Source organism: Luteibacter sp. W1I16 (assembly GCF_050434905.1).
Classification (GTDB): Bacteria; Pseudomonadota; Gammaproteobacteria; order Xanthomonadales; family Rhodanobacteraceae; genus Luteibacter.
Genome location: NZ_JBNDJJ010000001.1, coordinates 1,328,668 through 1,341,115, shown reverse-complemented (window position 1 = coordinate 1,341,115; position 12,448 = coordinate 1,328,668). Strand labels below are relative to the sequence as shown.

Genomic DNA, 12,448 nt, shown 5'->3' with positions numbered 1-12,448 from the left:
CTAGGGCCTGATGTCGTCAGGCTTCGTGGGGCCGGGGATGCCCAGGTAGAACAGGCGCTTCATTTCCCTTCGCCCGCGGGTGACGGCGTCCATGACCAGGCCACACACCAGCGCGATCGCCGCCACGAGCGCCAGGCCCGTGGACAGCAGCGCCGTGGGAAGCCGTGGCACTTCATGGGTGGCAAGGTACGTCGTGAGCAACGGTACGGCGATGGCGATGCCGACGGCAAGCGACAGCGCGCCGACGAGCCCGAAGAAATGAAGGGGGCGCTCCGCGACGAACAGGCGCAGGATCATCCGCAGGATGCGCAGACCGTCCTTGTAAGTCGAAAGCTTGCTCTCCGAGCCTTCTTGCCGGGTCGAGTAGGGCGTGTCCACTTCACTCCACGGCATGCGCAGTTCCAGCGCATGCACGGTCAGTTCCGTTTCCGTCTCGAAGCCGGCGGACAGGGCGGGGAAGGATTTCACGTAGCGGCGAGTGAATACCCGGTAGCCGGATAACATATCCGTGAATGTGCCGCCGAAGATCATGGCTACGCAGCCGGTAAGCAGCCGGTTGCCGAACCGGTGCCCGCTACGGTAAGCCCCCGCGAGGTTGTCGTCCTTACGAGCGCCGACCACCATGTCAGCCCCGTCGTGCAGCAGTCGTTCGATCATCGCTGGCGCACTGGAAGCGTCATAGGTCGCGTCCCCGTCGACCAGGACATAGAGGTCGGCATCCACGTCCGCGAACATGCGCCGCACCACGTTGCCCTTGCCGCGGAGGCCCACCGTGCGCACGATCGCCCCAGCCTCCCTGGCGACATCGACCGTGCGGTCCGTGGAGGCATTGTCGAACACGTGGATGCGGGCATGCGGTAGCGCGGTGCGGAAGTCCCGGATCACCCTGGCGATCGCCAATGCCTCGTTGAAGCAGGGGATCAGTACGGCGACTTCCTGGCCGTGGCCCGGAGTATCTGTCTGCATGTGACGTTCGTCCTTCGGAGGATCGGGGCGCTTCAATCCGGCGATTGTATAATCGCCGGCGCCGCCACCGGGGCGTGCCAAAGAGGGGATCGCCTTGGTTCACTGGAAGGAAGCATGGACGTCGCGCCTGGCTTGGCTGCTGCCCCTGGCGATGTTCCTGGGCCTCGTCCTTTTCCATGCGGACCTCCCCGGCATCTACATGGACGCGGCGAACCCCGACTTCCTCGCGGCGCAATGGCTGCATCGCGGGCATAACCCGGGGGCGGGCATACCGTCGAAGATTTTCCCCATCCTCGGCAGCTTCTACCACGGGTTGCAGAACGCCTACCTGGGTCTGCCCTTTTTCGCTGTAGCCGGCTTCAGCGTCACGTCCCTGCGCCTCGAACAGGCGGTGTTCGGCGTTATCCTGCTCCTCGCGCTGTACCACCTGACCCGCCGGCTCACGGGGTCGCGCGGGCTGGCCGTTGCCGTCTGCGTCGGTCTCGCGACGGAACTCGCGTTCACCGCGTCGTTCCGTACGCAGTTCTACATCGTGCTGGGTGGCGCGGCGTGGTTCATCCTGTCGATACTGCTTGCACTTCCCGCCGAGGCCGGATCCCGGATCGTGCGACGCAGGGTTTTCTGGTCCGGCGTGTGTTTCGGCCTCGCCAGTTATGGTTACTTCGTCCTGTCGTTCTTCGCACCCGCCATGGCCGTGCTGGTTGCATGCTGGGTTCCGCGCCGTGACTGGGGGCGCTGGGTAGCGGGTGCCGCCTTGGGCGTAAGCCCCTTCCTGCTCGGCTTCCTGTCGCTGCTGGCGAAGAAACACGGCCTGGAGCCGACGCTCGAGTTCGTGCGCGGGATGCTGGGTCAACTGAAACCCTTCGACGCCAGTGGGGCTTCGGGGGGCAACTTCGCTTACGCATGGAACATGGTCGGTTTGGCGACGAGCGATGCCGCCAACGAGGGCATGATCTTCGGCCAGGCGATATCCAATCCATGGGGTGCAAGCAAGATATGGTGGCTTGCTTGCAGTATCCTGGGCCTGATCGTACTCGGCATCTTTCATGTGGTCGGACGTCAGCCGCGCTTAGCAATCGCGATCTTGCCGACATTCATGCCGATCTCGTTTGTCGCGGTCGCTTCCCTGTTCGGTCATCGGCTCTGGGCCCACCACTTCAGCGTGCTGCTGCCGTTCGTCTACCTTTTGCCCGCGTTGCTGATGACCCAGATCCTTGCGATGGTTCGCCAACCGTTCCCCCGCGTGCGTACCGCCCTTCTCGTGGTGCTGGCGACCGTGGCAGTCGGCGGCAACTTGTTCCAGCAGGCTCGCTTTCACGAATGGCTGGTCAAGACGGGAGGCCGGGGGCACAGCAGCGACGCGTTGACGACGCTGGCCGTCGAGGCGCGCGGCGTACCGAAGAACGTCGCCTACCTGTTCCCTGATTGGGGATTCTTCACCTCGTTCGCTTTCCTCACGGGGAACCGGGTTACCTACCGCGTGGACGTCGAGCCTCGGACGATCGACCAGCTCAAGAACGACGGCATCACCGAATTTCGGCTCGTTTACTGGAACGCAGGCGATGAGGATCGCTATCGGCGGGTCTTGCAGGTCAGCGGCGTACCCTCCGCGGAACCTCGTACGTTCCTTTCCCGGGAGGGCGAGCCGGTATTCCATTGGCTGCTCGGTAGCCTTGGCGAGGGCCCTCGGCCTTGAGGGGCGGGGCCCGTACGGCGACAATAGAACGCTGACTTGCCGGAACCACGCTCATGAAGTGTTTCAAAGCCTACGACATCCGCGGCCGTGTACCCGATGAGCTGAACGAAGACATCGCATACCGACTCGGTCGTGCTTTCGCGCGTACGGTGGGCGAGGGTGCCGTCGTCGTTGGCTTCGACATCAGGCGTGACAGTCCCGGTCTCGCGGAGGCCATAGTCCGGGGGCTCACTGACGAAGGTCGCGACGTGGTCGACATCGGGCTGTGCGGCACGGAAGAGGTTTACTTCCAGACCTTCCATCGCGAGGTCGCCGGCGGGATCATGGTTACCGCGAGCCACAATCCCATCGACTATAACGGGATGAAACTGGTGCGCGAGGGCGCGCGGCCTATTAGTGGGGATACGGGGCTGCGTGATATCGAGCGCTTGGTGGAAGAAAACGCCTTTGGCGAACCGTCCGCCGTGCGCGGCGGCGTTGTCCATGATCACGACAAGAGTGCCTATATCCGGCACTTGTTGGGTTATATCGATCCTGCGACGTTCAAGCCCCTGAAGGTGGTGGTGAACGCTGGCAACGGTGGCGCAGGAAGGATCGTCGACCTGCTCGAGGCGCACCTTCCGCTGCGGTTCGTGCGCGTCAATCACGAGCCCGACGGCAGCTTTCCCAATGGTATTCCTAACCCACTGCTGCCAGAGAACCGTTCGGCCACGGCCGATGCCGTACGCGAACATGGAGCTGACTTCGGCATCGCCTGGGACGGCGATTTCGATCGCTGCTTCCTGTTCGATGCGCGCGGTGAGTTCATCGAGGGCTATTACATCGTCGGCTTGCTGGCGGCGCAGATCCTGGAGAAGCATCCGGGTGCGAAGATCATCCATGATCCTCGGCTGACGTGGAACACGATCGACATGGTGAAACGGGCAGGTGGCGTAGCCATCGAAAGCAAGACGGGCCACGCGTTCATCAAGGAGCGGATGCGCGCTGAGGACGCGATCTACGGTGGTGAGATGAGCGCGCACCACTACTTCCGCGAGTTCGCCTATTGCGATTCGGGGATGATTCCCTGGCTGCTCGTCGCAGAGCTATTGTCGCGGGTGGGTACGAGTCTTGCGGACATGCTGGCTGAACGCATGGCCGCCTATCCCTGCAGCGGCGAAATCAATTTCGTCGTGGACGATGCGAAGGCGGCAGTCGCGCGCGTCCTCGCGTATTACGAGAAAGATGCGCCTTCGCTGGAATACATTGACGGCACCAGCGCCGATTTTGGAGCGTGGCGCTTCAATCTACGCTCGTCGAACACGGAGTCGTTGCTGCGCCTCAATGTGGAATCGCGAGGCGATTCCACACTCATGGCGGTGCGGACGGCCGAGCTTTCCCGGCTGATCCAGGATTAGCCCGCCCTGCCGTACACGTCGTCGAAGCGAACGATGTCGTCTTCCCCGAGGTAGCTTCCCGACTGCACTTCGATCAGTTCGACCGGAAGCTTCCCCGGGTTGCGAAGGCGGTGCTTGCTGCCCAGTGGCAGGTAGGTGCTCTGGTTTTCCGAAAGCAGGAAGACGTTGTCATCGCACGTGACTTCGGCCACGCCTTTAACGACGATCCAGTGCTCCGCCCGGTGGTGGTGCATCTGCAGGCTGAGCGCGGCGCCTGGCTTGACGACGATGCGCTTTACCTGGAACCGATCGCCGGATTCCAGTGAGTCGTAGCTGCCCCAGGGCCTGTGGACGACGCGATGGAGGTCGTGTTCGGTGCGGCCTGCGGCCTTCAGTTGTTCGACGACCTTCTTGACGTCCTGCGACGCGTCGCGGCGGGCGACCAACGTGGCGTCGGGCGTCGTGACGACCACGACATCATCGAGCCCTATCGTGGCCACCAGATGACGGTCGTGGGACCTGACCAGGGAGCCGCGTGTGTCGAGGGCGATGACGTCACCTTCGAGATGATTGCCGTTGGCGTCTTTCTCTGCGGCAAGCCAGAGAGCGTCCCACGAACCGATGTCACTCCAGCCACAGGTGACGGGAACCACAGCAGCCCGCGTCGTCTTTTCCATGACTGCATAGTCTATGGAATCGCCAGGCGCGGCAGCGAATGCTTCGTGGTCAAGCCTGATGAAATCGAGATCCTTGTTCGCTTTGCCGAAAGCGGTTTCCACGGCCTGCCGCATGGCCGGCGCGAACTGGTTCAATTCTTCGAGGTAACGAGATGCGCGGAAAAGGAACATGCCGGAGTTCCAGTCGTATTCGCCGCTGGCGAGATACTGATCCGCGATCTCCTGTTTTGGCTTCTCAACGAACTGGCTGACCCGGAAGGTGTCGCCTTCAAGTGCCTCGCCGCGACGGATATACCCGAACCCCGTTTCGGCACGATCAGGACGAATGCCGAAAGTAACGAGCCAACCCTGTTCGGCCAGTGGACGGGCCCGGGCAACAGCGGCCGCGAAAGAGGCGCTGTCGCCTATCAGATGATCCGCGGGAAGTACGAGGATCAGGGCGTCCGGATCCTTCTGGATGGCCTGCATGGCGCCCACCGCTATCGCCGGCGCCGTGTTCCTGGCTGTCGGCTCGAGGAGGATGCTGGCTCCCTCCACGCCAAGTTCCTGCAACTGCTCCGCCGCAAGGAAGCGCTGATCGTCGCTTGCAACGACGATGGGTGCGGCGACGTCGGGAAGACCGCGAGCGCGCTGGATGGTCTGCTGAAACAGCGTTTCCTTCCCGGCAAGGGAGAGGAATTGTTTAGGCAGGTTGCGACGCGAAATCGGCCAGAGGCGCGTGCCACTACCGCCACTGAGGATGAGGGGGATCAGCATGGTTGCCTCACTGCGATGCGAGCGAGTGGACGATATCGTGCAGGCCGTCGTGCCAAACCGGTAGGGCATGACGGAAGGTCTCCGCAAAGCTTCGGTTGTCTAGCACCGAGTAGGCAGGACGGCGCGCAGGCGTGGGGAAGTCGCTCGAGCCAATGGGATGAACCACAGGCCGCCGCGCAAGGACTCCGGCAGTAACGGCTTCGTCGAATATCGCTTCGGCAAAGCCGTGCCACGTCGTCTCGCCGCTGGCGGTCAGATGGTAGGTGCCCGTGAGCGCAGAGCGGTTGGACTCCCCGACAAACCGATCGATGGCGACGATGCTCCCTTCGACGATAAGGGTGGTCGTTGTCGGTGTTCCGCGTTGGTCGGCAACCACTTTGAGTTCATCGCGGTCGTGGCCGAGACGCAACATGGTCTTCAGAAAGTTGTGCCCCACCGTCGAATACACCCATGCGGTGCGCAGGATCAGGTGGTCCGCGCCGCTCGCACGGAGCGCCAGTTCGCCGGCGAGCTTGCTTCGACCGTAGGCGCCTTGCGGGCCGGTGGCCGCATCGGGGACGTATGGCGTTCGAGCGTCCCCGGGGAAGACATAGTCCGTGGAGTAGTGGATCACTCCCGCACCCCTCGTCGCAGCCCAGTGACCCAGGATACCGGGGGCATGTCCGTTGACGGCCGTAGCAGTCGCTTCGTCCGTCTCCGCCTTGTCCACGGCCGTATACGCCGCCGCATTGACGATGAGATCCGGGTTTACATCGTCCAGGACGGCTCGCAATGCGCTCTCGTTGGCGATGTCGGCCCGCAAGCCCCTGGTACCTGCGGGAACGTTCCCATCGCGGGACGCGGCGATCAATTCACCGCGAGCGGCGAGACCGCCCTGGGCAATGAACGTCTGCCCAAGCTGGCCCTGGGCGCCCAGCAACAGGATTCTCACGCCAGGTACTCCGGGAGCCTGCCTGCGGGAACCTCGGCCAGAAGCGGGGCTTTCGCATCCTTGTCAGACAACAAGGGCGACGACACTGGCCAGTCGATACCAATGGCGGGGTCGTCCCAGCGCACGCCGCCGTCAGCCTTGGCGTCGTAGAGGTCGGTGCATTGATATGAGAACGTCGCGTGTTCGGACACGACGCAGAAGCCATGGGCGAAGCCCTCCGGTATCCAGAAGTGCCGATGGTTCTCCGCAGTCAACATCACGCCTGCCCACTGGCCAAACGTGGGAGAGCCACGCCGAATATCGACAGCGACGTCGTAGACCTCTCCCTCGAGTACGCTGACCAGCTTCCCCTGGGGATTGGGCCACTGGTAGTGCAGGCCCCGAAGCACGCCGCGCGCAGAGCGGGAGACATTGGACTGGACAAACTTGCGATCTATGCCCGCACCGCGGAATTTCGCCTCGTTGTAACTCTCGTAGAAAAAGCCCCGGGAATCACCGAAAACCTGCGGCTCGATCACTACGCATCCGGGCAAGTTGGTCTCGATGAACTTCATCCGACGTAGCCCTGGTTGATCAGGTTCTGGAGGTATTGGCCGTAACCGGTCTTGGCCAGCGGTTCGGCAAGGCGCAGGAGTTGCTCGGCATCGATCCATTTGTTGACGTAGGCGATTTCCTCAGGGCAGCAGACCTTCAGACCCTGGCGGTTTTCGATAGTCTGGATGTACTCGCCGGCTTCCATCAGCGATTCGTGCGTTCCGGTATCAAGCCACGCGTATCCACGACCCAGTTGCTCGAGATGTAGCGAATGGTCATTCAGATAACAGCGGTTGAGATCGGTGATCTCAAGCTCACCACGTGCAGACGGCTTCAGGTCGGCCGCGTAATCGACGACCCGGTTGTCATAGAAGTAAAGACCGGTAACGGCATAGTTCGACTTTGGGTTAGTCGGTTTTTCTTCAAGGCCGACGACTTTGCCACTGGCATCGAACTCCGCCACACCGTAGCGCTCCGGATCCTTTACAAAGTAGCCGAACACGGTGGCGCCGTTACTCCGGGTTGCAGCACGCTTCATGCGTTCGGTCAGGCCCACACCGTAGAAGATATTATCGCCCAGCACGAGACAGCTCGGGTCCTTGCCAATGAAATCCTTGCCGATGATGAAAGCCTGGGCGAGGCCATCGGGAGAGGGCTGCACGGCATAGGTGATGTTGATGCCCCACTGGCTGCCATCACCGAGCAGGCGCTGGAACAGGGCCTGCTCATGCGGGGTGTTGATGACCAAGACATCACGAATACCTGCCAGCATGAGGGTCGCCAGCGGGTAATAGATCATCGGCTTGTCATACACGGGCAAGAGCTGCTTGCTTACCGCGTGCGTGATGGGATAGAGCCGGGTGCCGGACCCGCCCGCGAGGATGATGCCCTTGGTCGTCATGCGCCGAGTCGCTCCAGTTTGTAGCTGCCGTCGAGGATGCCCTGTACCCAGGGTTTGTTTTCCAGATACCACTGGACCGTCTCGCGGATGCCCGTTTCAAAGGTATGCGCTGGGGTCCAGCCCAGCTCATTCTTGAGCTTGCTCGCGTCGATCGCATAACGACGATCATGGCCGGGGCGATCGCGAACGAAGGTGATCAGGCTTTCGTGCGGCTGGCCGCTCGCGAGCGGCGCAACGTCGTCAAGGATGGCGCAGATAGTCTTGACGACGACGACGTTCGCCCGTTCGGAATTACCGCCCACGTTGTAGGTTTCACCGACGCGGCCGGCCTCGAGCACCCGGTGAATGGCATTGCAGTGGTCTTCCACAAAGAGCCAGTCGCGGACGTTCATGCCGTCGCCGTAGATCGGGAGCGACTCTCCGGCTAGAGCCTTTTGAATGACCAGTGGGATGAGCTTTTCCGGAAATTGGTACGGACCATAGTTGTTCGAGCAGTTAGTGGTCAGTACGGGGAGCCCATAGGTATGGTGGAAGGCACGGACAAGGTGATCCGAGGCGGCCTTCGACGCGGAGTAGGGTGAATTCGGCGCGTAGGGCGTCGTCTCCGTGAAATACCCCTCGTCTCCGAGTGACCCGTAGACCTCGTCCGTGGAAACGTGCAGGAAGCGGAACGATTCCACCGCGTCGCCTTCCAGACCACGCCAGTAGTCGCGCGTGGCTTCGAGCAGGCCGAGGGTGCCGACGACATTGGTCTCGATAAACGCCGCTGGACCGTCGATCGAGCGGTCGACGTGGCTTTCAGCCGCAAAGTTCACCACGGCATCTGGTCGATGCTCGGAAAGCAGAGTCTTGATGAGCTCACGGTCGCCGATGTCACCCTTGACGAACGTGTGCAGGGGGGTATCTTCGAGCGCGGCGAGCGTCTGTAGGTTTCCCGCGTAGGTCAACTTGTCCAGGTTGACGACACGGTTACCGGCGGCCACGGCCTTCAGGACGAAGTTCGCGCCAATGAACCCAGCGCCGCCCGTAACTAGTAATGTTTTCATACTGTCCTCTTCCTATCGGACCGCCAGCGGTGGCCCGGTTCAGCGTAGCGCCCGTATTACTGCCGCCGTTTGACGTCGGCTGGCGGCGCCAGCGCCTATCTGGCGGGTCGCCAAGTGTAATATGTCCAGATGGTCCGGCTAGATTGAATGTAAATTCAAGCTGAATATCGGGCGCAATTCCCAGGAAAATCAATGACCTCCAAGACATCCGACGTCCGCGGATTGGGTACTCGTGCTATCCACGCGGGCCAATCTCCTGATCCGAGCACCGGCGCCATCATGACGCCGATCTATGCGACGTCCACTTACGTACAGTCAAGCCCGGGCAAACATCAGGGTTACGAGTATTCCCGTAGCCAGAATCCGACGCGGATGGCGTACGAGCGTTGCGTCGCCGATCTCGAGGGTGGCGTAGCGGGATTCGCATTCGCTTCAGGGCTGGCCGCAGCCGCCACTGTCCTCGACTTGCTCGACTCGGGCAGCCATGTCATCGCCATGGACGATCTGTACGGCGGTTCATACCGGTTGTTTGAGCGGGTGAGGAAGCGAAGCGCAGGGCTCGCGTTCGACTTTGTCGATCTCAATAACCCTGCGGCGCTCAAGGCCGCCTTGAAGCCGACGACCCGCATGATCTGGGTCGAAACACCGACGAATCCGATGCTGAAGCTCGTCGATCTACGCAAGGTCGCGGCGTTCGCCAAGAAGCATGGCCTCCTTCTGGTCGTCGACAATACGTTTTGCTCGCCCATGCTTCAGCGTCCCATTGAATGGGGCGCCGACATGGTGCTGCATTCGGCCACGAAATACCTGAATGGCCACTCGGACATGGTCGGTGGCATGGTGGTCGCGGCTCATGCCGAGGTCGCCGAGCAGATGGCATTCCTGCAAAACTCCGTGGGCGCGATTGCAGGTCCCTTCGATGCATTTCTCGCGATGCGTGGTGTGAAGACGCTGCATCTCCGCATGCGCCAGCATTGCCAGAGCGCCATGGATCTTGCCCACTGGCTTGAACGGCATTCGACGGTGAGCCGCGTCATTTACCCGGGCCTGAAGAGTCATCCGCAACATGCGTTGGCCCGTCGTCAAATGGATGGCTACGGTGGAATTATCTCAGTAGAGGTCAAGGGCGGCCTTTCACGAGCCAGGAAAATACTCGAACGTTGTGAGCTCTTCGCACTGGCGGAATCGCTTGGCGGTGTCGAGAGCTTGATCGAGCATCCCGCCATCATGACGCATGCGTCTGTTCCCGCCGCGAACCGAAAGCGTCTGGGCATTACGGACGGGCTGATCCGCTTATCTGTGGGCGTCGAAGACGTCGAAGACCTGCGCGCCGAACTCGCTTTGGCATTGCGCTAACACGGACGTCCCTTTTTTTCTCAGTACGGTTCACATGACTGGCTTATCAACATCTACATCGACGGGGAATCCTTCCTGGTTCAGGCGGCTGATAGGGCCGTTCTCGGCCCTTCTTTGGCATAGGAGCCTGGTCTGGGAGCTCAGCAAGCGCGACGTGCTGGGTCGGTATCGTGGTGCGAGTTTTGGGCTCCTGTGGGCGCTGATCAGCCCATTTCTGATCCTCGGTGTCTATACACTCGCCTTCGGCTTTGTCATGAAGAACAAGTGGCCGCAGGTCGAGGGTGGAGAGACTCACTTCTCCATTATTCTTTTCGTCGGACTGATCGTGCACGGCATATTGGCCGAGTGCCTGAGCCGAGCGCCCGGCCTCGTCGTGTCTCAGCCTAACTTCGTCAAAAAAGTCATCTTTCCCCTGGAAATACTTCCCTGGCCAATGCTCCTATCGGCCTTGTTTCATGCCTTCATGAACGCGCTGGTCTTCATGGTGCTGCGTGCGTTGCTGGAAGGGAGCGTTGCCTGGACGATGGTGCTGTTTCCGATCGTGATCCTTCCATTGGCCATGCTTTCGCTGGGCATTTCGTGGGGTCTCGCGGCACTGGGTGTCTATCTCCGTGATATCGGACAGATAACGGGTGTGCTGTCGACGGCTCTTCTGTTCATGTCGTCGGCAATGATTCCGCTCGCGTCGATACCTGAGCAGTATCGATTCTGGTTCAAGTTGAACCCCTTGACGTTCATCATTGATCAGGCACGCGAAGTGTGCCTATGGGGCCGCATGCCAGACTGGCAGGGTCTGGGGATCTACGGACTCGTCGCGCTCGTGGTGATGTATGTCGGATACGGTTGGTTTGTATCCACGCAGCGAGGCTTTGCCGATGTGCTCTGACAAGGCGATCTCGGTGGCTGGCGTTGCAAAGGCATTCCCGATCTACGAGAAGCCACATCACCGCCTCATGCAGATGCTCAGTCCGAAAGGCAGTAAGGGGCGATGGTTTAGAGAATTTCACGCATTGCGAGGAGTGAGTTTCGACGTGGGCCGAGGGGAAACGGTAGGCATCATCGGTCGGAACGGTTCCGGCAAGTCCACGCTGTTGCAGATCATCTGCGGAACCCTGTCCCCGTCATCCGGCATGGTCGAGGTGAATGGCCGGGTCGCCGCGCTCCTTGAGCTCGGAGCGGGCTTCAATCCCGAATTCACTGGCAGAGAAAACGTCTACCTCAATGGCAGCCTTCTGGGGCTCTCACGCGATGAAATCGATGCACGTTACGAGGATATCCTTGCGTTTGCAGGCATCGGAGACTTTATCGATCAGCCGGTAAAGACGTATTCGAGTGGCATGTACGTGCGTCTGGCCTTCGCAGTGGCGAGCAACGTCAAGCCGGATATCTTGATCGTCGATGAAGCACTGGCTGTTGGCGACGCCAAGTTCCAGGCGAAATGCTTTGCGCGCTTGAAGAATCTTCGTGATGCAGGCACGACGATCCTGTTCGTGTCGCATTCGACCGAGCAGATAGTCACGCACTGCGATCGCGCGGTGCTTCTGGATGGAGGCGTCGTTGTCGCTGACGGGGAGCCCAAAGTGGTGGTGAATCAGTATCTCGACCTGCTGTTCGGTGTCGATAATCCAGCGCTGGAAGGCGACGCCCTGTCGATGAACGATTCCGACGAGCACGTAGGCCAGGATCTCCTCGACGACAGCGATCCGAGCCATAGCGACCCGTTTTCCATGCGGCCTAATTACAACAGTCACGAATATCGCTGGGGTGATCGACGCGCGCTCCTCCGCGATTTTTCCCTGCAAGCAGGGGGGGTACAGAATCCTACGTCCGTTCCGACCGGCGAAACGATCAGGCTTGCGTTGGCCATTCAGTTTGTACGCACGGTTCATCGGCCCATACTCGGTATAGCCGTCAAGAACAAGGAAGGAGTGACCGTTTACGCCACGAATTCTGAGATGCTTGACGTGACGGAATTTCCCCAGCTTGGCGAAGCGGGTACTACGGCGCGTGTAGACCTCGACTTTAACTGCTCCATGGGAGCAGGCGATTACTTCATCTCGCTTGGCGTGGCCAGTCGGGACGGCTCCGAGGTGATTCCGCACGATCGTCGCTACGACGCCATCCATCTGCACGTGTTGGGATCGTCCTTTGTGGGCTTCAGTAACCTAGAGCTCCAGATGCGCATGCCCGCCAATTGAAGAATATGAAT

11 protein-coding genes are annotated in these 12,448 nt (G+C 60.8%); 5 read left to right on the top strand and 6 right to left on the bottom strand.

Annotated elements, in window-relative coordinates:
- On the bottom strand, positions 1 to 966 hold the full coding sequence (locus QFZ41_RS06030; RefSeq protein ID WP_429197920.1) for a glycosyltransferase family 2 protein: 966 nt from the start codon (positions 964 to 966) through the stop codon (positions 1 to 3).
- 94 nt (positions 967 to 1,060) lie between these two features.
- Here QFZ41_RS06030 and QFZ41_RS06025 point away from each other — a divergent pair, with 94 nt between their 5' ends.
- Both QFZ41_RS06025 and QFZ41_RS06020 read left to right on the top strand, forming a co-directional pair.
- Positions 1,061 to 2,662 carry a hypothetical protein gene (locus tag QFZ41_RS06025; RefSeq protein ID WP_429197919.1) on the top strand — a complete coding sequence of 534 codons (1,602 nt, stop codon included), beginning with the start codon at positions 1,061 to 1,063 and terminating at the stop codon, positions 2,660 to 2,662.
- 53 nt (positions 2,663 to 2,715) lie between these two features.
- Entirely contained in the window at positions 2,716 to 4,059 is a 1,344-nt protein-coding gene (locus QFZ41_RS06020) for a phosphomannomutase (RefSeq protein WP_429197918.1), read from the top strand.
- On the opposite strand, the gene QFZ41_RS06015 is transcribed toward QFZ41_RS06020, so the two are convergent.
- From QFZ41_RS06015 to rfbB, 5 genes are read right to left on the bottom strand one after another with little or no spacing between them, the layout of a single operon-like run.
- Positions 4,056 to 5,471 carry a mannose-1-phosphate guanylyltransferase/mannose-6-phosphate isomerase gene (locus tag QFZ41_RS06015; RefSeq protein ID WP_429197917.1) on the bottom strand — a complete coding sequence of 472 codons (1,416 nt, stop codon included), beginning with the start codon at positions 5,469 to 5,471 and terminating at the stop codon, positions 4,056 to 4,058. The genes QFZ41_RS06020 and QFZ41_RS06015 overlap by 4 nt on opposite strands.
- Positions 5,472 to 5,478: 7 nt before the next feature.
- A complete protein-coding gene (rfbD, locus tag QFZ41_RS06010) occupies positions 5,479 to 6,402 on the bottom strand; it encodes a dTDP-4-dehydrorhamnose reductase (RefSeq protein WP_429197916.1) in 924 nt (307 codons plus the stop codon).
- Positions 6,399 to 6,956, bottom strand: coding sequence for a dTDP-4-dehydrorhamnose 3,5-epimerase (gene rfbC / locus QFZ41_RS06005; RefSeq protein WP_429197915.1), 558 nt, complete (start codon positions 6,954 to 6,956; stop codon positions 6,399 to 6,401). Before rfbC ends, rfbD begins: the two co-directional genes overlap by 4 nt.
- Positions 6,953 to 7,837 (bottom strand): glucose-1-phosphate thymidylyltransferase RfbA, encoded by an 885-nt coding sequence (rfbA, locus tag QFZ41_RS06000; RefSeq protein ID WP_429197914.1) that lies wholly within the window; start codon positions 7,835 to 7,837, stop codon positions 6,953 to 6,955. Before rfbA ends, rfbC begins: the two co-directional genes overlap by 4 nt.
- Positions 7,834 to 8,883, bottom strand: coding sequence for a dTDP-glucose 4,6-dehydratase (gene rfbB / locus QFZ41_RS05995; RefSeq protein WP_429197913.1), 1,050 nt, complete (start codon positions 8,881 to 8,883; stop codon positions 7,834 to 7,836). Before rfbB ends, rfbA begins: the two co-directional genes overlap by 4 nt.
- 192 nt (positions 8,884 to 9,075) lie before the next feature.
- Here rfbB and QFZ41_RS05990 point away from each other — a divergent pair, with 192 nt between their 5' ends.
- The 3 genes from QFZ41_RS05990 to QFZ41_RS05980 are packed head-to-tail and all read left to right on the top strand — an operon-like array spanning position 9,076 to position 12,437.
- Positions 9,076 to 10,239: a trans-sulfuration enzyme family protein gene (locus QFZ41_RS05990; RefSeq protein ID WP_429197912.1), complete on the top strand. Its 1,164-nt coding sequence runs from the start codon at positions 9,076 to 9,078 to the stop codon at positions 10,237 to 10,239.
- A 34-nt stretch (positions 10,240 to 10,273) separates the two neighbouring features.
- Entirely contained in the window at positions 10,274 to 11,125 is an 852-nt protein-coding gene (locus tag QFZ41_RS05985) for an ABC transporter permease (RefSeq protein ID WP_429197911.1), read from the top strand.
- On the top strand, positions 11,115 to 12,437 hold the full coding sequence (locus QFZ41_RS05980) for an ABC transporter ATP-binding protein (protein ID WP_429200193.1): 1,323 nt from the start codon (positions 11,115 to 11,117) through the stop codon (positions 12,435 to 12,437). Before QFZ41_RS05985 ends, QFZ41_RS05980 begins: the two co-directional genes overlap by 11 nt.
- Positions 12,438 to 12,448 lie beyond the last annotated feature (11 nt).